The organism is Pseudoduganella sp. R-34 (assembly GCF_049904655.1).
GTDB lineage: Bacteria > Pseudomonadota > Gammaproteobacteria > Burkholderiales > Burkholderiaceae_D > Rugamonas.
In genome coordinates this window covers 2934629-2958658 of the sequence record NZ_CP184572.1, presented here as the reverse complement: position 1 = coordinate 2958658, position 24030 = coordinate 2934629, and the positions used below count along the sequence as shown (strand labels likewise).

The 24030-nt window shown below is 62.2% G+C and carries 26 protein-coding genes; 6 read left to right on the top strand and 20 right to left on the bottom strand.

The genetic code is table 11. From position 1 onward, the window contains the following. The first annotated feature begins 14 nt into the window (after positions 1–14). On the top strand, positions 15–695 hold the full coding sequence (locus ACN9MW_RS13750; protein WP_426171485.1) for a Crp/Fnr family transcriptional regulator: 681 nt from the start codon (positions 15–17) through the stop codon (positions 693–695). Here the strand turns inward: ACN9MW_RS13750 and ACN9MW_RS13745 are convergent. The 10 genes from ACN9MW_RS13745 to ACN9MW_RS13700 all read right to left on the bottom strand — a co-directional run bounded on the left by ACN9MW_RS13745 (position 652) and on the right by ACN9MW_RS13700 (position 10714). Next, the gene (locus ACN9MW_RS13745; RefSeq protein WP_426171483.1) at positions 652–1911 is read right to left on the bottom strand and encodes a permease; all 1260 of its coding nucleotides are present in this window, start codon (positions 1909–1911) and stop codon (positions 652–654) included. The genes ACN9MW_RS13750 and ACN9MW_RS13745 overlap by 44 nt on opposite strands. Next, entirely contained in the window at positions 1911–2138 is a 228-nt protein-coding gene (locus ACN9MW_RS13740) for a DUF2249 domain-containing protein (RefSeq protein ID WP_426171481.1), read from the bottom strand. The genes ACN9MW_RS13745 and ACN9MW_RS13740 overlap by 1 nt, the downstream gene beginning before the upstream one ends. 10 nt (positions 2139–2148) lie before the next feature. Next, positions 2149–2544: an RrF2 family transcriptional regulator gene (locus tag ACN9MW_RS13735; RefSeq protein WP_426171479.1), complete on the bottom strand. Its 396-nt coding sequence runs from the start codon at positions 2542–2544 to the stop codon at positions 2149–2151. A 4-nt stretch (positions 2545–2548) separates the two neighbouring features. Then, complete coding sequence (locus ACN9MW_RS13730) at positions 2549–4819, bottom strand: nitric-oxide reductase large subunit (RefSeq protein WP_426171477.1); 2271 nt, start codon at positions 4817–4819, stop codon at positions 2549–2551. A gap of 91 nt (positions 4820–4910) precedes the next feature. Then, positions 4911–5162, bottom strand: a complete 252-nt coding sequence (locus ACN9MW_RS13725) for a hypothetical protein (RefSeq protein ID WP_426171475.1) — start codon at positions 5160–5162, stop codon at positions 4911–4913. 206 nt (positions 5163–5368) lie between these two features. After that, on the bottom strand, positions 5369–7840 hold the full coding sequence (locus ACN9MW_RS13720; RefSeq protein ID WP_426171473.1) for an adenosylcobalamin-dependent ribonucleoside-diphosphate reductase: 2472 nt from the start codon (positions 7838–7840) through the stop codon (positions 5369–5371). Positions 7841–7905: 65 nt separating this feature from the next. Beyond that, the gene (locus ACN9MW_RS13715) at positions 7906–8877 is read right to left on the bottom strand and encodes a DinB family protein (protein ID WP_426171471.1); all 972 of its coding nucleotides are present in this window, start codon (positions 8875–8877) and stop codon (positions 7906–7908) included. Positions 8878–8933: 56 nt separating this feature from the next. Continuing rightward, positions 8934–9317: a hypothetical protein gene (locus ACN9MW_RS13710; protein WP_426171470.1), complete on the bottom strand. Its 384-nt coding sequence runs from the start codon at positions 9315–9317 to the stop codon at positions 8934–8936. Between the two features lie 20 nt (positions 9318–9337). Beyond that, positions 9338–10093, bottom strand: coding sequence for a hypothetical protein (locus tag ACN9MW_RS13705; RefSeq protein ID WP_426171468.1), 756 nt, complete (start codon positions 10091–10093; stop codon positions 9338–9340). A gap of 30 nt (positions 10094–10123) precedes the next feature. Beyond that, positions 10124–10714 carry a DUF1439 domain-containing protein gene (locus ACN9MW_RS13700; protein WP_426171467.1) on the bottom strand — a complete coding sequence of 197 codons (591 nt, stop codon included), beginning with the start codon at positions 10712–10714 and terminating at the stop codon, positions 10124–10126. Positions 10715–10761: 47 nt separating this feature from the next. Here ACN9MW_RS13700 and ACN9MW_RS13695 point away from each other — a divergent pair, with 47 nt between their 5' ends. Continuing rightward, positions 10762–11538 (top strand): DUF72 domain-containing protein, encoded by a 777-nt coding sequence (locus tag ACN9MW_RS13695; RefSeq protein WP_426171465.1) that lies wholly within the window; start codon positions 10762–10764, stop codon positions 11536–11538. 218 nt (positions 11539–11756) lie between these two features. On the opposite strand, the gene ACN9MW_RS13690 is transcribed toward ACN9MW_RS13695, so the two are convergent. Next, on the bottom strand, positions 11757–12224 hold the full coding sequence (locus tag ACN9MW_RS13690) for a cupin domain-containing protein (RefSeq protein ID WP_426171463.1): 468 nt from the start codon (positions 12222–12224) through the stop codon (positions 11757–11759). A gap of 140 nt (positions 12225–12364) precedes the next feature. On the opposite strand from ACN9MW_RS13690, the gene ACN9MW_RS13685 reads away from it, so the two are divergent. The 4 genes from ACN9MW_RS13685 (at position 12365) to ACN9MW_RS13670 (ending at position 15777) form a co-directional block, all read left to right on the top strand. Next, positions 12365–12733, top strand: coding sequence for a GntR family transcriptional regulator (locus ACN9MW_RS13685; protein ID WP_426171461.1), 369 nt, complete (start codon positions 12365–12367; stop codon positions 12731–12733). Then, positions 12730–13587, top strand: coding sequence for an ABC transporter ATP-binding protein (locus ACN9MW_RS13680; protein ID WP_426171459.1), 858 nt, complete (start codon positions 12730–12732; stop codon positions 13585–13587). Before ACN9MW_RS13685 ends, ACN9MW_RS13680 begins: the two co-directional genes overlap by 4 nt. After that, on the top strand, positions 13584–14549 hold the full coding sequence (locus tag ACN9MW_RS13675) for a hypothetical protein (RefSeq protein ID WP_426171457.1): 966 nt from the start codon (positions 13584–13586) through the stop codon (positions 14547–14549). Before ACN9MW_RS13680 ends, ACN9MW_RS13675 begins: the two co-directional genes overlap by 4 nt. Before the next feature lie 130 nt (positions 14550–14679). After that, positions 14680–15777 (top strand): extracellular catalytic domain type 1 short-chain-length polyhydroxyalkanoate depolymerase, encoded by a 1098-nt coding sequence (locus ACN9MW_RS13670; protein WP_426171455.1) that lies wholly within the window; start codon positions 14680–14682, stop codon positions 15775–15777. Positions 15778–15878: 101 nt separating this feature from the next. Here ACN9MW_RS13670 and groL read toward each other — a convergent pair whose 3' ends face one another. The 9 genes from groL to cysE form a co-directional block, all read right to left on the bottom strand. Then, positions 15879–17483, bottom strand: a complete 1605-nt coding sequence (gene groL / locus ACN9MW_RS13665) for a chaperonin GroEL (protein WP_426171453.1) — start codon at positions 17481–17483, stop codon at positions 15879–15881. 29 nt (positions 17484–17512) lie between these two features. Then, on the bottom strand, positions 17513–17827 hold the full coding sequence (locus tag ACN9MW_RS13660; RefSeq protein WP_426171452.1) for a co-chaperone GroES: 315 nt from the start codon (positions 17825–17827) through the stop codon (positions 17513–17515). 144 nt (positions 17828–17971) lie between these two features. Continuing rightward, entirely contained in the window at positions 17972–18601 is a 630-nt protein-coding gene (locus ACN9MW_RS13655; RefSeq protein ID WP_426171451.1) for a diguanylate cyclase, read from the bottom strand. A 23-nt stretch (positions 18602–18624) separates the two neighbouring features. Further along, positions 18625–18894 carry a hypothetical protein gene (locus ACN9MW_RS13650; RefSeq protein WP_426171450.1) on the bottom strand — a complete coding sequence of 90 codons (270 nt, stop codon included), beginning with the start codon at positions 18892–18894 and terminating at the stop codon, positions 18625–18627. A 105-nt stretch (positions 18895–18999) separates the two neighbouring features. Beyond that, on the bottom strand, positions 19000–19641 hold the full coding sequence (locus ACN9MW_RS13645) for a hypothetical protein (RefSeq protein WP_426171448.1): 642 nt from the start codon (positions 19639–19641) through the stop codon (positions 19000–19002). A 67-nt stretch (positions 19642–19708) separates the two neighbouring features. Further along, positions 19709–20527, bottom strand: coding sequence for an outer envelope protein (locus ACN9MW_RS13640; protein WP_426171447.1), 819 nt, complete (start codon positions 20525–20527; stop codon positions 19709–19711). An 11-nt stretch (positions 20528–20538) separates the two neighbouring features. Next, on the bottom strand, positions 20539–22425 hold the full coding sequence (locus ACN9MW_RS13635) for a methyl-accepting chemotaxis protein (protein ID WP_426171445.1): 1887 nt from the start codon (positions 22423–22425) through the stop codon (positions 20539–20541). 102 nt (positions 22426–22527) lie between these two features. After that, positions 22528–23202: a YceH family protein gene (locus tag ACN9MW_RS13630; RefSeq protein ID WP_426171443.1), complete on the bottom strand. Its 675-nt coding sequence runs from the start codon at positions 23200–23202 to the stop codon at positions 22528–22530. A 9-nt stretch (positions 23203–23211) separates the two neighbouring features. Continuing rightward, positions 23212–23952, bottom strand: a complete 741-nt coding sequence (cysE, locus tag ACN9MW_RS13625; protein WP_426171441.1) for a serine O-acetyltransferase — start codon at positions 23950–23952, stop codon at positions 23212–23214. Between the last annotated feature and the right edge of the window lie 78 nt (positions 23953–24030).

Genomic DNA, 24030 nt, shown 5'->3' with positions numbered 1-24030 from the left:
TTCAGGAGAACCAAATGCCAAGCCCCAAAATCGACCCCCGCGAGTTCCTCAAGCGACTGCCCCTGTTCGCAGACCTGTCGCCGGAGGAGCTGACGCTGGTGGCTGCCGGCACTACCGAACACCACATCCCGCGCGGCAGCGCCGTCTTCCAGCGCGGCGATCCATGCGTCGGCTTCCACATGGTCATCTTCGGCCAGGTGAAGCTCAGTTTCCTGTCCGCCCAGGGCAACGAGAAAATCGTCGAGATCATCGGCCCGGGCCACAGTTTCGGCGAAGCGCTGATGTTCATGGAAAAGCCTTACATCGTCACCGCCCACGCAGTCAGCGACTGCATGCTGCTGCACATTTCCAAGCACACCGTATTTGCCGAACTGGCGCGCAACCCGCAGTTTGCACGCCGCATGCTGGCCGGCATGAGCCGCCGCCTGCACGGCCTGATTTCAGATGTGGAAGCCTATTCGCTGCGCTCCGGCAGCCAGCGGATCATTGGCTATCTGTTGAAGGATGACGATGCGACCGACGGTTCGGAGATTACGCTGGCCGTCAGCAAGAAGCTGCTGGCCTCGCGCCTGAACCTGACCCCGGAATACTTCTCGCGCGTGCTGCACGAGCTGGCCGACCAGGGCATGATTGCCGTGAACGGCCGCCAGATCAAGATTCTTGATTCTGCTCGTTTGCGAGCTTACGAAGGCTGATCGCAGCCAGCGCCAGGTCGAAACCCAGGCGCATGCAGGAAACTGCCAGTACCGCACCTGCCGTCTGGGCAAGCCAGCCAGGTGCGATGGCAGCAGCAAGCAGCATCACCACGCTGGCGGCATGCCAGGCAAACTGCACGCGCGGTTCGCTCTCCGGCATCAACTGGCGCACGCCCGGCACGTCGCAGCCTGCATGCTGCCCGTGGTACCACAACAGGAACGGGACGATTTTGTACAGCATGCCGTTCACTGCCGACATGGCAAAGCCACCGATAAACAGCACCCCAAGCACCAGCGCCTTGTCCACGCCGCGCGGGCAAAGGAAGACAGCGACGCTGGCCAGCAGCGAGCCAAGCGAGAGCCACCAATACCAGGTCGATACGTCGGCCGCGCGCTTGCGGCGGAACAGCAGCACCAGGGTGTACACCGCGAACAGCGCCAGGCAGGCGCTCACCAGCCCCGCCCCGATCCATTGCCATGGCGCGTTAAGAAGGTAGCCGGCGGTCCACAGCGCCAAGCCGCCAAGGCATAGCGGCGGCAGCGTGAAGGCAAGCTGGCGCGGAAACAGCTGGGTGGACTGGAACATCGGCACCACCTGGAACACCACGGATACGACCAGCACGCCGACCCAGCCCACCAGGGCCCAGGCAGCATGCACATTGGTCCATTCCATCACGCGCAGGCGCACCGCGCCCACCAGGAAGGCCGCCAGCGCCATGCCAATCGTCACGGCGCAGGCCAGTGCCACCACGGCCTGGCGCATGCCCGCCACGACCGGCAATGCGTTCGGCGCCGAGCGCTGCGACAGCGCCCTCGCCAGGACGGCAATAAGAAGAATGAAGGCGCCCGCGAGCAGGATGCCAGCCGCGCGCAGGCACCACGGCAACCCATGCAGGAATCCTGCCGCCAGCAGCAGCGCGCCGCCGGCCAGGGCGCCCCAGATCACGGGACCAAGCCGGCGCGCCCAGTGCAGCTCGACGCCGGCAACCACCGGCACCATCTGCAACAGCGAACCGGCCATGGCCATGCCAAGGAAACCGAGCGTCAGCAAATGGGTCACGGCCAGCGTGGCCGGAGCCCAGCGTGTGCTCATTGCGTCGGCGCCCTGCCACAGCAGCAGCAGGCCAGCCAAGGCGCCGAACCATGGCGCCGCCAGCAGGAAGCGCAGCGGCAGCGCCAGCCCGGGCGTATGCTCGAAAGCCAGCTTGCGTTGCATCAGTCGTTCTGGGAAATCAGGATTTCGTAGATATAGTCGTCGCGCATCGTCGTGCGGTAGCGGTAACCGTTCTTCTCGAGGATGCGGTAAAGAGGGACCGGCTCACGGTCGATGACCATGCGGATATGCTGGTCGGGCTGCAGCAGGTCGAGCGCTTCCAGTACGCGCTCCATCGGTTCAGGCGGCACCATGCCGCACAGCTCTAACAAAATTTCAGGCGCACTCATGATGGTTCCTTCAGATAAGGTCCGCCAGGGTCTGGCGGTCGAGATGACCGAGGTAAGCCTCGGTCGCCCTGTGCAACCCCTCCTGCAGGCGGCAGGCGCCGGCCAGCTGGCAGGTATTGCGCGTGGCATTGAAACATTCGACGATCGTAAAGTCGGCTTCGGCCAGGCGCACCACGGCGCCCACCGAAATCGAAGCCGGCGGCTGCGCCAGGCGCAGGCCACCGGCCCGTCCGCGCCAGGTGGCCACCAGCCCGGCCTGGCCGAGCCGGTGAGCCACCTTGCGCAGGTGATGTTCGGAGATGCCGTGTGCCTTGGCGATCTCCTGCACGGTCACCAACCTGCCCTGCTGCCGGCCCAGGTACATCAGCAGGCGCAAGGCGTAGTCGGTGTGGCCCGTGAGGCGCATTTGCCTAGTTCTCCAGCGCCACGCCTTCTGCCACGGTCTCTTCCTTCTTCGCCTTGCCGATCAGGCGCAGGGCGAACAGGGCAAGGAACAGGCAGCCAACCGCGAACACGATGTCGCCAGGAACGCGCAGCCAGACCGCGGTTTCCATGAAGGTCGAGTGAACGACTTCGGGCGAACGGGCAAACCACATGCCCTTGGTGATCGCGGCCACGGCCTGGTAGATACCGGCAGGGACCAGCGACATGAACACCATCATGGCCAGGCCGATATTCATGGTCCAGAACATCGAAGCCAGCAGCTTGTCCGACCATGCAAAGCGGTCAACCAGGCCGCGCAGGCAGAACAGCATCAGGCCGATACCCAGCATGCCGTACACACCGAACAGTGCAGCGTGGCCGTGGGCGGCGGTCATGTTCAGGCCTTGCATGTAGTACAGCGCGATCGGGGTGTTGATCGAGAAGCCCAGCAGGCCAGCGCCCACGGTATTCCAGAAGCCGACGGCGATGAAGCACAGGATGGCCCATTTGTAGGCGCCGATCCAGGGCGCCGATTTCGAGCGCTTGTAGTTGCGATACGCTTCCATGCCGATGAGCGACAGCGGAACCACTTCCAGGGCCGAGAACATGGCGCCGATAGCGATCACCGAAGTAGGCGTGCCGGTGAAGTACAGATGGTGCAAGGTACCCAGGATGCCGCCGAACAGGAACACGATGGTTTCCAGGATGATGGCGCTATTGGCCGAAGCAGCGCGGATCAGGCCCAGGCGGGTGAACAGCAGCGCGATAACAGCGGTTGCGAATACTTCGAAGAAGCCTTCCACCCACAGGTGGACCAGCCACCAGCGCCAGTACTCGATCATCGAGTAGTGCGTGCCCTTGCCCCAGGTCAGGGACGTAGCGTAGAAGCCGCCGATACACAGTGCAGCCAGGAACACCATGGCGATGATGCCGCGGCTTTCCGATGGTTTCTTCAGAGCCGGCCACAGGCCGCGACCGAGCAGGAAGGCCCAGAACAGCAGGCCGACGAACAGCAGGATCTGCCACACACGGCCCATCGAGGTGAACTCGAGGCCCTGGTTACCCAGCCAGAACGAGAAGTCGACGCCCTTGTGTTGCAGGGTGCCCAGCCAGCCGGTGGCGGTCGAACCGACCACGATGAACAGCAGCGCGTAGAACAGTACATCGGTGCCCAGCTTCTGGAATTTCGGCTCGACGCCGGAAATCGCAGGAGCGATATACAGGCCGGTAGCCAGCCAGGCGGTGGCGATCCACAGCACGGCGAACTGGGTGTGGATGGTGCGGCTGACGGTGAACGGCAGCACGTTGGCCAGCGGAATACCGAAGAAGCTCGAGCCTTCCACCGCAAAGTGCGCGGTGATCACGCCCATGCCGACTTGCGCCAGGATCAGGCCGATCACGACCAGGAAGTACTTCTTGGTGGCCTTCATCGAAGGCGTGGCTTTCAGCGAGAACAGCGGATCGTTCTTCGGCGGCACAGGATCTTCTTCCTCCTTGTGCATACCGTGGTAGAACAGCATGCCGGCGATGGCGCCGATCATCAGGATGATCGAGGCAATCGACCAGATGCCTGCGCCGGCGGTCGGAGTGTTGTCGATCAACGGTTCGTGCGGCCAGTTGCTGGTGTAGCTCAGGCCAACTTCGCCTGGACGGTCGGCGGCGGCGGCCCACGACGACCAGAAGAAGAAGCCGGTCAGCGCAGTGCGGTCGCTCGCTTCAGGCAGCGAATTCGGCGCCATGGCGTACTGTTCGCGCAGCTTGTCGTATTGCTCGGCGTTGCCGAACAGGCCAGCGTAGTGGTTTGCCACGGTGCGCACCGCTTCGGCACGGATGGCCGACAGCTTCACTTCATTGGTGTCGGCGTTGTAGGTGTTGGTGCGCAGCTCTGTCTTCACCAGGGCGTCAACGTGGGCTTTGGCGCCGGCTTCGAGCTGGGCGTAGTCCTTGTTGAAGTTCTTGCGTGCGAACAGGTCTTGCAGCGCGACGGCTTCGCGGTGCAGCCAATCGGCCGACCAGTCAGGCGCCAGGTAGGAACCATGGCCCCAGACGGTGCCCAGTTGCTGGCCGCCAGCGGACAGCCAGGCGCTCTGGCCGTATTTGACCTGGTCAGGCGTGTACAGCACCGCACCGGTGTCGTCAACGACTTGCGCTATTGGAGGCGCTTTCAGGTAAATTTCGCGGCCCACCCAGCCCAGTACCGTAAACGATAGCAGGCAGATAATGGCGAGCCACGTCCATAACTTCTTAGTGGCGTGCATGATAGCTCCTTTTGTGGTGTTTCAAATGTATGTTTTTAGCCAGAATACAGCCGCCACTCGGGCAGCTCACATGATCCAGGTCAAGTCTTGGTCAATGGCCGCCGCAACCGCCGCAGCAAGTGTGGCTGCGCTGTTGCGGCGCCACAGGCGGGTAGCCGTGTTCTTCCAGCAGTTTGCCGAGCTGGGGGACGCTGGTCAGGGAGTCGTCGAAGGCGACTTCAACGTGGGCCGCGCCGGCTGGGGCGTGCACGCCGCGGATGCCGGGGACGGTACGCAGCAGGTCAAGCACGCGGGTGACGTTGGCGGCGTCCAGGGCGGAAGCAAGTTGGAAAGAATGATGCATTTGTAAGTCCTCCTCGGGGTTAGTGTGGGAGGAAGTTTATGGAGTGGCGAAGGGGATGTCCTTGACGCACCTTAAGCAAAAACCGGTAAATCGGTGTCTGACCCGCAGGGTCAGACACCCAACGGTCTCACGGCTGCTGGCCTACGCCACCAGCCGCGCCGCAGACAGTGTCTGACCCTGCGGGTCAGACACTGGTTTACCGGTTTTCACCCACACCCGCCCATATAGTGGCACTCAACACACCGCGTACACCCATCCACCTTATGCAGCGCCCGCGCCCCGCACTCCGGGCACTTGCCCGCCGATTTCGTCGGCGCCGCTCCCGCCGCCGTCATCGCCTCGGGCGCCACATGCCCCGTCGACGCGCACCGCAAGGCCAGTTGCGGCACCGGCACCTGGTTGCCAAAAGCATCCAGGAACCCGCGCCGTATCAAAATCCGCTGCAAGGTAAACGCAATCGCCGCCACCTCCGAATCGTGATAAACCGGCACCTGCACCCCATCCTCCCGCGTCAGCAAGCCGCAGCGCACCGGCCCCTTTTCCCAGGCCACCTCGCGCATATCCGCCAGCGCCTTCGCGATCGAACTGCCCGCCCGCGCCGCCATCGACAGCAAGCGCATGGACGACGTAATCCACTGCTGGCCATCGCTACGCTGGTTCGCCGGCATGAAGAACTCAAACGGCCGCTCAATCCGTACCGGCGCCCCATCCAGCATGCCGTCCACGGTGATGAAGCTCACGGTAAGGTAGGCCGACTTCTTGCCCTCCTGCGTCCAGTATTCGACCTTGGAGGTCACCGACTCCAGTTCCCCCAACGGACGCCCATCGAAGCGCTTGCGCAGCGGATCGTCATCAAGCAGCACAGGTGCAACGGCCGCAGAAGCCGCCGCCGGTTCCGGCGCCACGCTCAGCACGCTGCCCGTCACCGTATTCGGACGGAAAGTCGCAAGCCCTTTCAACCCCGCCACCCACGCCTCGGTGTACAGCTCCTTGAAATCCTCATACGGATAATCTTCCGGCACATTCACCGTCTTCGAAATCGCCGTATCGACGAAAGGCTGCACCGCCTCCATCATGCTCACGTGGTCCAGCGCCGCCATATCCAGCGCGGTGACGAACTGCGGCGGCAACTGCCCCATGTCGAAGCCCATGTGGCGGTACAGTCGCCACGCATGGTCCGCCACCTCGTAGGAGCGCGACGAACCATCCGGCATGCGCTTGCGGCGCTGGTAAACCCAGGAGAACGCCGGCTCGATGCCGTTGGAAGCATTGTCCGCAAAGGCCAGCGTAATGGTGCCGGTCGGCGCAATCGACAGCAGGTGCGAGTTGCGGATGCCATGCCTTGCAATCGCCTCCCGCAAGGCGCCCGGCAAGCGGCGCACGAACGCGCCCTCAAGGTACTGCTCCTTGTCGAAGAACGGGAAAGCGCCCTTCTCCTGCGCCAACGCCACCGAGGCCGTATAAGCTGCGTCGCGCAAGGCCTCGGCAATGCTGGCCGCCATTGCGCGGCCGCTTTCGGAGTCATAGCGCATGCCCAGCATCACCAATGCGCTGCCAAGGCCAAGGAAGCCCAGGCCGATGCGGCGCTTGGCCGCCCCCTCGTCCGCTTGCTGCGGCAGCGGCCACTGGGTCGCATCCAGGGCCAGGTCCAGCATGCGCACCGCGATGCCAGCCACCTGGCGCATCGCCTCGTAATCGAAGCTCGCGCGATCGGTGAAAGGATGCTGCACAAAGCAGGTCAGGTTGAGCGAACCCAGGTCGCAGCAGCCATAGCCAGGCAGCGGCTGTTCGCCGCAAGGATTGGTGGCGCGCAGGGTCTCGCAGTAATACAGGTTGTTCTCGGCGTTGATGCGGTCCACGAACAGAACGCCCGGCTCGGCGTGGTCGTAGGTGGAACTCATCACCTTGTCCCACAGTTCGCGCGCCGGCACGCGGCGATACACCCAAAGGCCATCCTCGCGCCGGTATGCCCCGGCAGCCAGGTCTTCATCGCCCGGTTCGACCTTGTGCACCAGTTCGAACCCGGAATCGGCAGCCAACGCCCGCATGAAGGCGTCCGTCACGCCGATCGACAGGTTGAAGTTGCGGAAGCCCCCATCATCCTTTGCGGCGATAAAGCGCTCGATATCCGGATGGTCGATGCGCAGCACGCCCATTTGGGCGCCGCGCCGCGCGCCAGCCGATTCCACTGTCTTGCAGGAAGCGTCGAACACGTCCATGTACGACACCGGGCCGGAAGCACGCGATTGGGTGCCCTTCACCTTGGCCCCGGCCGGACGGATGGCGCTGAAATCGTAGCCCACGCCGCCGCCGCGGCGCATCGTCTCCGCCGCTTCCGCCACCGCGGTGTAGATGCCGGGCAGGCCATCGTCCTCGCCGGTCACCGAATCGCCCACCGGCTGCACGAAGCAGTTCATCAGGGTCGCCTTCAGCCCCAGGCCAACGGCAGAATTGATGCGTCCCGCGGGCACGAAGCCATTCTCCTGCGCCCACAGGAATTTTTCTTCAAGTTCGGTGCGCAGTTCCGGCGCCTCCAGCGCGGCGAGCGCGCGCGCTACGCGGCGGCGGACGTCGATGATGTCCTGCTCATCCCCTTTCGCGTATTTTTCGCGCAGCACGTCCAGCGAGATTTCCTGGGGCGGCATGGGGTTGCCGAACATTTTTTCGTTTGCATTCATGGATAGTCCTGCTCAGGTTAAAACTGAGCCCGACTATCCACGAATGCCCGGGTAAATTCCTTGATTCAGGATAAGTTTGGCGGCCAGATCACCTCTTCCGACCAGCCCAGTTCCCTGAAATCCTGGGCCCGCAGCGGCGCCTCGCCTACAGAAAAGAATTCATCCAGTTGCGGCGGCGCGACGGGCGTCGACGACAGCATGGCATGCACCTGCCCGCGATGATGGATCTGGTGCCCGAAAAGGTGGGCTAGCAGACGCTGTCGCGTATCGCGCTGGAACTCGCCCTCGCCGCGATCAATGACCACGATCCGCCGCAGGTCTTCATCGCGCAAAGCCTCGCAGTACGCGATCAGGCGGCGATCCGCGGCACGCTGAGCCTCCCAAAGCGCCGCACAGGTATCAAAAGGCTCCTCCACCGCGAAAAACTCGCTGCAGTAATCAGGATGCGGCGGCGCCCCGCGCGCCTCACGCTCCAGTGCATCGATATAAAACCAGTCCACGGTAAGGATGTGATTCAAAGTCGCCTTAATCGACGGAAAAAACCCCGACCGCGGCGCCTCAAACTCCTCCTGCGGCAAGCGCGCGCAAGCCCTCAGCAACCGATGGTTAGCCCAGCCATTGTTATACGCCTCAGCCAGCAAATGCCGCGACAGCCGATTACGCTCGAGCCCGTGTCCCACCTTGGGGTTGCCCCTAGGGGCGAAGGGTGACACGGCCTCTGCCGCAGCCCACGCGGCGATCGAGGCGCGATAGCCTTCCGGCAGCCGGCCTGGCAGCGCGTCGGCAGCAAACAAGCTGACTTCCTTGTGTTCGTGGCTCAGCACCGGTACAAAACTACCCTCCAGAGTGCAGGCATGGGTGACGATAAACACTGTCTTCCCTGGCACGACCTCGAATAAGTAACTATCCAGCGGCGCCCCTACGCGGACGCGCACGCCGAGTTCTTCCTCGACCTCTCGCACCAGGCAGCCTGCCGGCGTTTCGCCATCCTCTATGCGCCCGCCCGGCAGTTCCCATTCCTCGCGCTCGTTCTTCAAGAGCACTACCCTGCCGTCAGGAGCGCAAAACACGCCCTTCACTGAAACTGGATAAGTCATTGGATATGCAAATAAGTGATGCCCGGTGCTTCTTCAAGAATCGAGCGCACCGCCGTGTACAGCTGCGCCACCACCGTCGCCCGCGGATCGCGGCCGGCAAGCCGCTCCATCAAGCCGCAGTCAGCGAAGACGTAGGCCTGCCAGCCCTCTTCCGCTCTGGTGCAAGCCACGTACAGCTCGCAATCCTCAGCCTCCACCGGCACGCACCAGGCGAAATCCTCGGGAATCACCTCGCCGAGCGCGCGAAAGCCGTGCGTAGGCAGTTCATGGGCCATCCACTCGGCCAGGCGCAAGCCATAAATGCCGGGATTGGTCAGTTTGTCTTCATCCGCGACGATTTCGAAGCGGGAAGACTGGAACATCAGGACCGGGCTATGCATTCTGATGTTCCTTTCATTGTTCAGCTACGCGGCACTTGCGCGAAAGCGGCATTCAGACGCCGCACCATATCGTTATTCATCGAGGCCGTGTGCCGGTTCCAGCGGTCCATCGTATGTTGCAGCTCGCTCTGCAGTCGCTGGGCAAGCTGGTACTCGCGCATGCCCGCGGCCCAGATCGCATACTCGGCACGCGCATCAAAACTGCCGAAGCGGTTGACGGCGTTTTCGAACTCGGCGCGCGCCTCCTCACGGCGACCGGCCGCGCCCAACGCTTTCGCCAACAGCAGGCTGCACTGCTCAGCACGATAATTCGCATCCGCGCGGCGGATAAACTCGAGGTGCTCAATGGTCTTGCCGTGGGCGCCAATCGCCAGGTTAGCGCGCGCCGCACCAAGGCGAATTTCCAGGTCCGAGCCAAACGCACCCTGCAGGCAAGCTTCGTACGTGGTAGCAGCTTCGGCAGCCTCGCCCGCTTCCAGCAAGGCCGAGGCAAGGCGCATCTGGTTCTGCGCAGTCGGGGTGAAGTTGAACGCATCGCGTGCTTCACGCAACTCACGCCCCGGATCGAGCATGCGGCCGGCAGCCACAACGGCTTTGCGCGCACCGACTTCCAGGCGCGAACTCGGCAGGTACACGGCAAAGAAATACACCAGACTACCCAGCAGTGGGAAGGAGAACAGGATCAGCAGCCAATACAATTCCCGCCCGCGGCGCACCGCATGCACGGCAAAAAAGATGGCAACCAGAATATGCAGACCCAGACCGAAAAACGGCATTTCTCTTTCTCCTATTAGTTGAAGTTTCGATTATAGACGACCGTCCCGCAAGGGTTCCAGATGAATGCTCAGTCCGCTTGCTGAAGTGCGGATAGCGGTGGGCACAAACTGCACGCCGGCATAACGCAACTCATCCGGACGCCAGGTGTAGATCGGCGTGTCACGCGCCAGGCTATCGGCAAGCAAGCGCGCAGCACCAGCCACCTGGCGCTGCGTGCGTTCATCCAGGCCGTCCAGGGTGAAGTCCTCCACGCGCGCATCGGCCAGCATGACCGCATTGCGCGAAGGGTCGATATTCAGGCGCCCCGACAGCGAAAGGCTGCCGGTAATTTGCTGCCGCATCAGCGGCGACGAAACAGACAGCATGGCGCCAAGCGCGATCCGGTCGTTCGGCAAGGTGGAAAGCCGCGGCTGCTCCAGCCGCAGTTCAAAGACTGCCAGCGCACGGTGCTCGAGCGGGAAGCGCTGGTCGATATTGCGTTGCAGGCGCGCCAGCGGGACTTCGTAATCGCGCGGTCCGGCAAAGCTTGCGCAGCCGGACAACAGCACGGCAGCGCCACCTCCTGCGGCTAACGCAGCAGCGGCGATGGCGCGCGTGGCAAGTCGTCTGTGTGGGGTCATTTCAGGCTCCTGTGTCATAGTCGCAGCAATGATAACGGGGATCGCATATGCAACCTGTAACCATTGGTATCGCTGGATGGGCTTTGCCGCGCGCTGACGCGGACTTGTTTCCGCCGGCGAGTTTTGGCAGCAACCTGGCACGCTACGCCGCTGTGTTTGACGCCGTCGAAATCAATTCTTCGTTCTATCGCCCTCACCGGCCAGAAACCTATGCGCGCTGGGCCGATAGCGTGCCGGCCGGCTTCCGCTTTGCCGTCAAACTCCCGCGCTCCATCACGCATGAAAAGCGCTTGCAGGATGTCGGTGCTGACCTCGACCGCTTCGCAGACGAAGCCGGGGCGCTGGGCGAAAAGCTCGGATGGATATTGGTGCAGACGCCGCCCAGCCTGCGCTTCGACCCAGCGGCGGCCGCAGCCCTCTTCACGGCCCTCGGCGAGCGCTTTGGCGGCAAGGACCGCGGCAAGAAGCCAGTATTTCTGGCCTGCGAGGCCCGCCACGGCACATGGTTTAGCGCCGAGGCCACGGCGCTGCTGCGCGACATGGAAGTGATCCGGGCAGTAGCCGATCCGCCCGCCGGAGAACCAGGACCTTTCATACCGACACGCGATGACGCCAGTTACGTGCGCCTGCACGGCAGCCCGCTGATCTATCGCTCAAGCTACGAACCCGAGCGGCTGGAGCAAGTCGCCGCCTGGCTGCGTAACCAGCGCGGCAACGCACTGGTCATCTTCGATAACACAATGTCAGGCACGCAGGTCAGGCAGGCAAGGCAGCTTCACGCCCTGCTCACCCATCGCGCGCCGGGTTCCTCTTTACCTCCTTGAGGATCCTGCCCGCAAAGTGGCCATAGCAGGCACACAAAAGAACCAGCCAAGCCATCGTGATGATCGCCGGATCGGTTCCACCCAGGCCGAACACATCCAGATTTTGCCGAAACAGTTCGAAAGCTCCCCAAAGCGCCAGGAGGCAGGCCATCCCTGCCAGCCCCTGCCGATAGATCGGCCAATTCCTGCTGAAATGCGCGCCAGCCTGATGCCACATACTATTTTTTCCCCTTCATCGGGTCATCATCCGGGTTCACATACGTGATATCAAACGGCCCCTCGCCATGGATCTGGACGATGGTGTCGCCCTTCATGATCGCGTAATGGTTGGTCTTGGCCGGAATCGCCACAAAGTCCCCCGCATGATGGGCCTTGGCCGCCTTTTCATCAAGCTTATCCCCCATGCCCAGCATCAGCGTGCCCTTGATCACGGTGACGTTTTCCATCATCGAATGCATATGCGGCGGCACCTTGTAGCCCGACTGGGCGTGCAAGCGCATGACAAACGGACCTGCCTTGCCGGGATCGCCCTGCAACACAGCCGCTTTGGCGCCTTTAGGCAAGGTGGGTGGGCCATCGCCCCATTTCATCTCATCGGCGAGATGCATAGCGGAAACGGGAATCAGGCACCCAAAAGCAGCAGCGGCAAAGACAGCAGCCAGGGCGCGAGGTGTAATTCTGGACATGGCAATCTCCTTTTAAACGGGTACTCCAGGTTTGATCATAGTCCGCATTTGCAAAAAAACCACTTGCCGCGGACAGATTCAGTGTTATAGTTCACTACAACACCAGTTCATTAATTCACCAACACTGGAGGAAACGATGTATGTGGAATGAAAACCGCCCGATCTACCTGCAGTTGAAGGAGCGGGTCGTCGGCATGATGCTGGATGGCTTGCTCAAGCCCGGCGATGCCCTGCCCTCGGTGCGCCAGGTCGCGGCCGATTATCAATTGAACCCGATTACCGTCTCCCGCGCCTATCAGGAGCTGGTCGACGAAACCTTGGTGGAAAAAAGAAGGGGATTAGGAATGTACGTTACCGAAGGCGCCGTTGATAAACTGCTGTCCACTGAACGCGAACGCTTCATCCGCGAAGAATGGCCCGCAATGGTCGAACGCATCCGCCGCCTGGGCCTGGACATTGAACAACTGCTGCGCAGCACGAATGTGCCGCCACAAGGAGCCCCGGCATGACAGCGATCATCACCGCGAAAAACCTGAGCAAGCGTTACGGCGCCACCAAGGCCCTGGATGACGCCAGCTTCCAGATCAACGCCGGCCGCATCGTCGGCCTGATCGGCCCCAACGGTTCCGGCAAGACCACTACCCTGAAAGCCATCCTCGGCCTGTCCCGCTTCGAAGGCGAGCTCAATGTACTGGGCCTGGACCCGCGCCAGCAGCGCGATGAACTGATGAAGGACGTGTGCTTTATCGCCGACGTCGCCATCCTGCCGCGCTGGCTGAAAGTGAAGGATGCCATCAGCTTCTGCGAAGGCATTCACCCGCGCTTCAACCGCGAACGCGCCGAGAAATACATCGCCAACACCAAGCTGTCGCCGGACATGAAGGTCAAGGCCATGTCCAAGGGCATGATCGTGCAACTGCACCTGGCGCTGGTGATGGCGATCGACGCCAAGCTGCTGGTACTGGATGAGCCGACCCTGGGCCTGGACATCCTGTACCGCAAGCAGTTCTACCACCAGCTGCTGGAAGACTACTTCGACGAGAACAAGACCATCCTGATCACCACGCACCAGATCGAGGAAGTCGAAAACATCCTGACCGACCTGATGTTCATCCGCGACGGCAAGATCACCCTCGCCGCCTCGATGGACGAAATCGGCGACCGCTACACCGAAGTGATGGTGCAGCCGGAATACATGACCGCGGCCAGCGCCCTGCAGCCGCTGCACCAGCGCACGGTGTTCGGCAAGGCAGTGATGCTGTTCGACGGCGTCTCGCGCAAGCAGCTGGAAACGTTTGGCGAAACCCGTACCCCTAGCGTGGCCGACCTGTTCGTGGCCAGCATGCAAGGAGAATATCAATGAATACGATGAAATGGCTGATGCAGCGCGAGTACTGGGAGAACAAGGGCATGCTGTTCTGGGCCCCTGCCATTGTCGCCGGCCTGATGGTCGCCTTCTTCGCCGTGATGCTCATCATCGGCAACAATATGGAACTGCACTTTGACGGCGAAGGCCTGTCGCGCTTCCATGAAATGACCGTCGTGCAGCGGCACGAACTGGCCAGCGCCGTTGGCGCCGCCTTCCCTATGATGGCCGCGCCCCTGTACATCCTGATGGGCTTCGTGATCTTCTTCTACTGCCTGGGCGCGCTGTACGACGACCGCCGCGACCGCAGCATCCTGTTCTGGAAGTCGCTGCCGGTGTCGGACACTACCACCGTGCTGTCCAAAGTGGCCGTAGCAACCGTGGCCGCGCCGCTGATCGTGGCAACCATCGGCTTCGTGGCTTCGCTCGCGATCATGCTGATGACGTCCATCGCCCTCAGCTTCCACGGCGTGAACGTGTTTGGCGACCTGCTCTCTTCCACCAACCTGTGGCTTTCTCCGTTCCGCGTGCTGTCGCTGATCCCAGTGTACTTGCTGTGGGCGCTGCCGACCGTGGGCTGGCTGCTGATGGTGTCGAGCTGGGCGCGCAGCAAGGCGTTCCTGTGGGCGGTCGGCACCCCGCTGATGACCGGTGCGTTGCTGGCCTGGGGCAACTACGCATTCAAGATGGGCCTCAACATCGAATGGTTCTTCTCGCAAGTGGTGCTGCGCCTGCTGGGCAGCGTGCTGCCGGGCGCCTGGTTCATATTCGACCGCTCGGCCCAGGAGTCGATACGCCATGCCGAAAACATGGATGGCATGCAGGGAGCCAAGGTTGTTTCCTTCTTCAACGAGGCATACGGCTCGCTGGCCAGCCCGACCCTGTGGGTTGGTGTCGCGGCAGGCGTGGCGATGATTGCCGCCGCGATCTGGCTGCGCCGCTGGCGCGAAGAAAACTGATCGGCCAGGCGGTAGTTCGCGGCAGCTCGATGCTCGTCGAGCTGCCGCTCATGCCACCCGTTCGGCAGCGCACTGAAATCCCATCGGTTCACCGCTATAGTGCCGGGATCGCACGACACAGGAGCTGCCGATGGCCAAGTCGCCCCCAGGAGTACGCCTGTTGCGCAGCCTGGCCCGTGCAGGAAAGGCGCAGCAAAAATTGCTGACCGCTTTCCTGACCGCTTCGACACCGAAGACAGCGAAGCCCAAAAAGCCCCGGCGCACGGCACGGCGAACACAAATCAGCCTGGCTGCGGCGCCCGGCAAATGGATGGCAGCGCGCTACCCGGCCCCGTCGGGCGTCCCTTCTCTCGCCTACTGGCTCTACCTGCCTGAACGTGTTCCTGAAAGCGTCACGCGAAATGGCTGGCCTCTGATTGTCATGCTCCACGGATGCCACCAGAGCGCAACCCAGTTCGCACAAGGCACCCGCATGAATTTGCTGGCGGAACACAAGGGTTATGCCGTGCTCTACCCGCAGCAGCCGGTAAGCGCGCATGCCCAGCGCTGCTGGCATTGGTATAGCCAGGCCACCCAGGAAGGCAGCGGGGACGCTGCCAAGCTTGCTTCACTCATCGCCCACATTTGCGAGCAGCATCACATCGATCGCAGTCGAATCTATGCATGCGGTATCTCAGCCGGGGCAGGAATGACCGCCGTAATGGCGCTGCAGCACCCGGAGCTTTTTGCCGCGATCGGCCTGCATTCCGGCCCGGTGGCCGGCGTTGCCAGGTCCTCGGCCGAAGCGTTGCACGTGATGCGCCACGGGGCAAGCCTCAACGCGGAGGGAGTGATTCACGAACTGCTGCACCAGCGCGCATTGCAAACCAAGCCGGGTGCCCGTAGCGCGGATCAACTGATGCCGGCAATCCTGATCCAGGGCGAAGCCGACAAGGTGGTCCGGCCGGTCAACCAGGCGCATCTTGCGCGCCAATGGCTGGCGCTAAACGGCCTGGGCGCCGACACGCCGTCGCAAGTAACGCTCAAACCCGAGGGGAAAACCGTTCGCCGGAATGCCTGCGAGATCCGCGATTTTCACGTCGGCCGCAAGATTCTGCTGCGCGTTGCAAGCATTGCGGGCCTGGGGCATGCCTGGAGCGGCGGCGACCCGTCTTACAAATTCAATGAAGCGGCAGGCCCGGATGCCAGCCGCATGATGCTGGACTTCTTTGCGAAGCACCGGCGCTAGTTTTCCCTCACAGCCAGGTCCTGGTCGCGGATGACTTCTTAACACAAGGGCGGTCGCCCACCAGGCACGACCGCCCCCTCATCAGGATACGCCAGCAGGCATCAGGCCGGCAACGCGTTCTTTTCCTCTGGCGCCGCGTCCGACACGGTCGCCTCGGTGGTCAGCAGCAGGCCAGCGATGGAGGCAGCGTTCTGCAGCGCGGTACGGGTCACCTTGGTCGGGTCGATGACGCCGTTTTCCACCATGTCGACATACTCGCCGGTGGCAGCGTTATAGCCAAAGTTACCCTTGCCTTCGGCAACCTTGGCCACCACCACCGAAGGCTCTTCGCCGGCATTGGAAACGATCACGCGCAGCGGCGCCTCGAGTGCGCGCAGCACGATCTGCACGCCTGCATGCTGGTCGGCATTGGCGCCCTTCAGCTGGGTGATGGCGGCGCGAGCGCGCAGCAATGCCACGCCGCCGCCTGGCACAATGCCTTCCTCGACGGCGGCGCGGGTCGCGTGCAGCGCATCATCGACGCGGTCGCGCTTCTCTTTCATTTCCACTTCGGTGGCTGCGCCAACCTTGATCACAGCCACGCCGCCCGCCAGCTTGGCCACGCGCTCCTGCAGCTTCTCCTTGTCGTAGTCGCTGGTAGCCTGCTCGATCTGCGCGCGGATGGTGGCCACGCGATCATCGATGCGCCGCTGCTCGCCGGCGCCGTCGATGATGGTGGTGGCTTCCTTCTGCACTTCGATACGCTTGGCGCTGCCCAGATGCTCCAGCGTGGCCTTCTCCAGCGTGTGGCCGGTCTCTTCCGAGATGACGGTGGCGCCGGTCAGCACGGCGATATCTTCCAGCATGGCCTTGCGGCGGTCGCCAAAGCCCGGCGCCTTCACCGCAGCCACTTTCAGGATGCCGCGCACCGAGTTCACCACCAGCGTCGCCAATGCCTCGCCTTCCACATCTTCCGCCACAATGAACAGCGGCTTGCCGGCCTTGGCCGACTGCTCCAGCACCGGCAGCAGTTCGCGGATATTGTTGATCTTTTTGTCGTACAGCAGCACCAGCGGATCATCCAGGCGCGCCAGCTGCTTGTCCGGATCGTTGATGAAATATGGGCTCAGGTAGCCGCGGTCGAACTGCATGCCTTCCACCACATCCAGCTCGTTCTCCAGCGACTTGCCGTCTTCGACGGTAATCACGCCCTCCTTGCCCACCTTCTCCATGGCCTGGGCGATGATGTCGCCGATGGCGCTGTCGGAGTTGGCCGAGATGGAGCCCACTTGCGCGATCTCCTTGCTGGTGGCGATGGGGCGCGAGATGGCCTTCAGTTCCATGATGGCAGCGGCCACGGCCTGGTCGATGCCGCGCTTCAGGTCCATCGGGTTCATGCCGGCGGCCACGTACTTCATGCCTTCCTGGACGATGGCCTGGGCCAGCACGGTAGCCGTGGTGGTGCCATCGCCGGCCACATCGGCGGTCTTCGAAGCCACCTGCTTGACCACTTGCGCACCCATGTTTTCCAGGCGGTCCTTCAGCTCGATTTCCTTTGCAACCGAAACGCCATCCTTGGTGATGGTCGGCGCGCCGAAGCTGCGGTCAATCACCACATTCCGGCCTTTCGGACCCAGCGTGACCTTCACAGCGTTGGCCAGCACATTCACGCCCTTGACGATGCGGACGCGGGCATCTTCGTTGAACTGTACGTCTTTAGCAGTCATGATTTTTATCTCCCTAAAACGTTCTGGAATCAAGCGGCTTTGGCAGTGGCGGCAGCGTGGTCGATCACGCCAAGGATGTCTTCCTCGCGCATGACCAACAGTTCTTCGCCTTCAAGCTTGACGGTCTGCCCGGCGTATTTGCCGAACAGGACCTCGTCGCCGACTTTTACAGCCAGCGGGCGCACGCTGCCATCGGGCAGGGCGCGGCCATGACCGACCGCCAGCACCTCGCCCTGCTCGGGCTTCTCGGTAGCGGAATCGGGGATCACGATGCCGGACGCGGTTTGGCGTTGTTTTTCAATTCGCTTAACAATAACCCGGTCATAGAGGGGACGAATTTTCATCTCTTATCTCCAAATGGTGTCAGATCATTTAACAAGTGAATCGGTCCAGACAAAGCTAGAGCCAGACTTCAGCGTCGTCGAAAGTATGTTTTCGCTTTTTCATTTTCAAGATGGGTGCCGCAGCCAAGTTTGTAACAAAATGTTTCAAGGCAGGATCAGGCGGTCATGGTGGCCCAGCTGGTAGACCACACGCTTCTCCGCACTTGGCGGAACGGGCCGCACCGGGCAGTCGGAAAGGCGCCCGCCGTCCGCCGCCAGGCTGTCATCCGCTGGACCGATGCCCTCCCATACGCCGCCTTTGATGGGCTGGAATAGCCACTGCTGATAGCCCTTGCGGGCCGCCAGTTCCATCTGCTCCAGGCAAGCAACCTGGTCTGCACCCAGCACCGGTTCATCAGGGTAGCCCGCAGCGTTGTCGCCAAACGCCAGGCGGCAGGCGAAGGCCTCGCTGGCCGGAGCCCCCGCCGTGTTGCAGGCCCGCTGTTGCAATCGCTCCAGCTGCCAGGCGCCAAGCCGCCAGGCCGCATCCAGCAAGGCATCCTCTGCCGCCGCACTGCTGGCCCAGGGACCGTCAAACTGCAAGGCCGAACTGGCCACCGCGCGTGCCGGCAAGTTCACGCCTTGCAGTTGCAGCGGCGTAGCACGCCGGAAGCCATGCCAGTGGAGGAACAACAGCAAAGGTGCATCGGGCCAGTTGGCGCGCGTGGCGCTGACGGCAAACAGCGGCAAGCCCATGGCAGAAATTTGCGCAGACACAGCATCAAAAACATGCATGGCAACGTCCTCCAGCTGCCATGTCAATGGACGTAAGACCGTCCAGTTGCCTGCTCAGCGTCAGTGCCGACGGGCGGCCTGCCCTGCAACAGGTCCTGGCAATAAGCAAGGTGGCGCTGAGCCTGCGCCAGGGCCAGCGCGTAACTTCGCAGCTGGTGCAGCGACGGCAAGCTGTCGCTGCCCTTCAGTGCGCGCGCTCCCGTGGCGGTGATTTCCGCCATTGCCCGGCTGGCCTTGTCATGCGCGGTCCGCAATTCCGCCAGGCTTTCCAGCAATGCCTCTTTATGTTCCATGATCACTCCTTAAGAACACATAACAAGGCAAATTATTTCTGGGTCGGCTCCGGAAATTTCAAGGCCGGAAAGAACCGAAATTCGGCGCGCCCTCCGCACCAGGCGTCAAAAGCTAAGCTCTTCCTGGCGCAACAAGTCTTCGATCACTTCCTGATTTTGTTTGTCGGCTATGAGCGCATAGATGCCGGTATAGAACGGATGGCTCTTGATCGCACTCAACGCTGCTGCTTCGCCAAAAATCCCTGCCAGGGCCTTGTACTCCATATAGCAAACCAGCACGTGGTTGTATGTCGACGACTCGTCGCCCGATCCTTTCGGCTGCCGGGGATCGAGCCCTGGAAATTTCGCTTGCACAAGCGCTCTGGTCTCGTCGGGCATGAACTTTGAGTTCAATACCATGTGCCAATGGAACTGCTCGTGCAATAAACTACCGACAAGATAGAGATCATCATCAGGCATCGCTTTGCGGACGCCCAGCGTCAGAACAGGATGACTATGTGGGGGCCACGCATCTTTATCTATCCTGATGTCCTTCGTATACAGCCATTTCCCCAGCTGGTACCGAACGACGACCGCTTCTACCCGCGCCTTCAGCGCCACCTCTTCGGGAGCATTGTGACGTGTGACGACGTTCAGACTTTCCGTCGCATTCACTGTACCCACACAAAGCGCGGATAGCATTGCGCAGTGAATGGCATTTCGTATTTGTCTCTGCATTTCCATTCCATATTGGCACAGAATCATCATGGGAAACTACATGGCAATATTTCAAGCAGGACCACTTCACGCCATCGGTTTCCATTCACTGAAGCTTTTAGAAATGATACTCGGCGCGGACCATCGGTGTCTGCGCCAGGCTGCCCGGGACATTCGACGGATTTCCGAACTTGTTGCGCCAGTACTGATACTCGAAGCCGGCCTTCAGCTTGCCCGGCTTCAGTCCCGCTGCGGCGCTGAAGTCATACATCACCTGCATATCGATGTTGGTCTCCTGCGAGGTAGGCCCGCCGAATTCATTGCGGCCCTTCTCGCCGATGTAATTCATATACCCTTCGAAAGACCAGCCGCTCCCCAGCGGGATGCCCCAGGCCGCGTTCAGCATGGCGTGCGTGTCGTAGTGATAGCGCTTGGATACGCCGATCGGTTCATTACTTTCCCACAGCGCCAGCAGGCTGATATTCAGGAAGCCCGGCACGTCAACCATCAAGGTCGGCCCGGCCACCAGCATTTGCTTGCGCGAGGCGTAGCCCTTGTCGTTCTTGTGATTCCAGTCAAAGCCCGCTGTGAAGCCAAAACCGCGCATGCCGGCGCCCTTGAACTCCTTCCCGGACAGCTTGCCGATATCGAGCGTGTGTCGGTACAGCAGGTAGGTTTCGGTTGCGCTGTCGTCCTTGCGGTCGGACTTCAGGATGTCCAGGTTCATGTAATTGCTGCCGTACTGGTAGCCGCTGGCGTGGGTCAGGTTGATCACGTTCTTGCGGATGTCCTGCGGGTTGTACGGTTCAGCGAACCTGGTGCCGAAGCGGTAGCCGATGGAGTTGTCCATCCAGTCCAGCGCCAGGGCCGGCTGGGCGGCGCCGAGCGCCAGGGAGACAACGGCGGCAGTGCGCGCCAGCGGTGCGAATCGGGTCATGCGTCCTCCTGTTAGCGTAATTTCGGGGTGGCGTCGAGCTTGAAGAGCCCGACCACTTCTTCCAATCGCGCGGCCTGTTCGCTGAGCGATTGCGCGGCGGCGGCAGCTTCCTCCACCAGCGCGGCATTCTGCTGCGTGGTGTTGTCCATCTGGGTGACGGCCTGGTTGACCTGGTCGATGCCGAGGCTTTGCTCCTGGCTCGCGCTGGCGATTTCCTGCATCAGGCTCGCCACGTTCTGCACGGACTTGACGATGTCCTGCATGGCTTCGCCGGCGGAATCAGCCAGCTTGCCGCCGTCGGCCACCTGTTGTACGGATTCGGTGATCAGCTCCTTGATCTCTCTTGCCGCAGCGGCGCTGCGCTGGGCCAGGTTGCGCACCTCGCTGGCGACGACCGCGAAGCCGCGCCCCTGCTCGCCGGCGCGCGCCGCCTCGACGGCCGCATTCAGCGCCAGGATATTGGTCTGGAACGCGATGCCGTCGATGACGCCGATGATGTCGGAGATCTTGTTCGAACTGGCCGTGATCGAGGCCATCTTCTCCACCACCTGCCCCACCACCACGCCGCCCCGCTTGGCGGAATCGGCGGTACCGGCAACCAGTTTGTTGGCCTGTTCCGCGTTGGCCGTGTTGTTATGGACGGTCGATGTCAGTTCTTCCATTGCCGCGGCGGTTTCCTCCAAGTTGGAGGCTTGCGCTTCAGTGCGGGCCGACAGGTCCATATTGCCGCTGGCGATATCGCCTGTCGCGGCGCCGATGGCGCGGCTGCTGTCGCGCACGCGCAGGATGGTGACGTTGAGCGATTCGACAAACTTGTTGAAGGCCGCCGCCAGCGCGCCCAGTTCGTCCCGGGACTGCACTGGCATGCGGCGCGTCAGGTCGCCGCCGCCGCTGGCGATGTCTTCCAGCAGTTCGGCCGCCTGTGCAACCGGCGATGCGATTGCACGGGCAATGACGAAGATCGCCAGCATGCCGATGCCGCCGCCAATGATGGCAGCAATCAATGAAGTCATGGCGGCGCCGCGCGCGATACCGGCCAGCACCTCAGCTTCCGGCACCTGCGCGACCAGGTAGGCATTCAGCTCGGGGATGAAGGACGACGCCACCAGGTGTTCGCCATCGGTCGCTTTAAAGCTGTCGGCGACAAAGGCTTCCCCACCCAGCAGGCGCTTGGCCAGCGCTGGGTTCATGCCCGGCATCTCGGCCAGCGCATGCTTGCCGTCGACCAGTTTCGGGTCGCGGTGGATCAGGATCAGGCCATTGGCGCGCACCAGGTAGACGTAGCCGGACTGGCCCAGCTTGTAGTTGCGCACCGCTTCCGCCAGCGCATTGACGGACAGGCCAAGGCCGGCCACCGCCTGCTTGCCGCCAGCCGTCTGCACGCGGGTATTGATGAACAACATATAAGTGTCGGCGCTGACGTCCTTGTCGATGTCGAGCGCGTAGGGCGAACTGCCGGACAGGAAACCGTAGAACCACTGGTCACTGGCTGCTTTCTCGCTCAGCGTGCGATCGTACCCCTTGTCGGTGAAGTACTTGCCGGTGGAGCGCGAGACCCAGAAGACGGTGGCGGCATTGTTCTTGGCCTTGAGGTTCTTCGCCTCGGTCGTCCACGCGCTTAAGCCCTCGTCCGGCACGCCCGCTTCCTCCCAGGCATGCAGGAAGGTGTTGTTGGCCAGCGTTTGCGAGACCGCCAGCGGAGTTGCAATCTGGCGCAGCACGTCGTTACGGATGGCCGCTACCTGCGCCGGAAGCTCCTGCCGCAGCACGCGTTCGCGCGCTGCCTGGCTGGTCTTCATGATGCTGAGGGTGGAGGAAATGATGATGAACAGCAGGAGGGTCAAGCCCATGCTGAGAAGAAGCTTGTGCCGGATGGACAAGCGGTGCAGCAATTCCATTCGATCTCCCGGGGTATTGATATTGTGCGTCCAGCATATCAACGCCCGGGAGCCGCCACAATCAATCCAAACGAATATGGCGGATTCTCACAACAGCTACTGCTACTCGATTACAGCCCTCAATTCGGCGACTTGCGCTGCCAGGGCCGCCACCTCTTCACGCAGCGCGGCCACTTCCTGTTCCAGTTGCGTCACGCGGTCGGCACGGCTGCCGCCGCCCTCGCCTGCACTGCTGGCGCTGCCTCCGTAGGCGCCTGCCGTGGCATCGCGCGCCAGTGCTTCTTCGCCTCCCAGAAGTTGGCCGTAACGCGGTTCGCGCGAACCAGGCGCCAACGGCAGTTTCTGCACCAGCGGTGGATACTTATCAATCAGGAATTGCAGGCCTGTTTCAACTTCGGCCACTGATTTGAATTCGTGCAGGCGGCCGGTGCGGGTGCGGATCTCGCCGGCCGTTTGCGGGCCGCGCAGCATCAGGATGGTCAGGATTGCCAGCTTGTCCTGCTCCAGCGTCCACTTCATGCGCATGCGATGCTCGTACTTGACCACGCGCGCGCCGGACTGGCTGACGGTGCCCACCAGCTTGCGCTCGCCCAGGCGGGCCAGCACGTCGGCTACGGTTTCTTCGCTGATCTGCATGACCGGCTCGCGGCTGGAGAGCTGGTTGCAGCCGTTGGTCAGCGCGTTGAGCGATAGCGGATAGTTATCCGGCGTCAGGCCTTCTTTTTCGGCCAGTACCGCGAGTACGCGGATTTCAAACGGGTCCAGAATGTCGTCCATGGTTTTTCCTTATTCGACCAGTTTGTTGAGTTCTTCCTGATCCAGCTTGTCGCAAGGCTTGAGGTCTGGACAGGTCAAGCCCGCCGCCTTCATGGCTGCCGACAGGCGTTCAATCTGTTCTTCCTGCGCCACCGCGTGGGTGATCAGGCTATGCAGGGCCTTCGACAGCGGGTCGTCGCCGTTGGCGGTCACGCCGTATGCGGAGAAGAAGCGCGAGGATGGCGATGGCGCGTGCTCTTTCTGTACCAGGTGGGCAGGGTTGCCGACGGCGGTGGCGCCGGCCGGTACTGGTTTCAGCACGACGGCGTTGGAGCCGACCTTGGCGTATTCGCCCACCGTGAAGCCGCCCAGGATCTTCGCGCCGGCGCCGATGATGACGCCGCGTTCCAGCGTGGGGTGGCGCTTGGCGCCGGCATGCAGCGAGGTGCCGCCGAGCGTAACACCCTGGTAGATGGTGCAGTCGTCGCCGACTTCCGCGGTTTCGCCGATCACTACGCCGAAGCCGTGGTCGATGAAGACGCGGCGGCCAATGGTGGCGCCGGGGTGGATTTCAATGCCGGTGATGATGCGGGCCAGGTAGGAGATGAAGCGGCCTGGCCATTTCAGGCCGTGGGTCCAGCACCAGTGCGCCCAGCGGTGCATGACGATGGCTTGCAGGCCGGGGTAACAGGTCAGCACCTCCCAGCCATTGCGAGCTGCGGGGTCGCGCTCGATGATGCTGCGGATGTCGTCGCGGAGGTGGTCAAACATGGTGGTGCTTTGGGATGCTGTTGTTCAGGCAAATATCATAGCGCATATGCCTGTGGTTTGCTGGCCGTCAAACCGGTA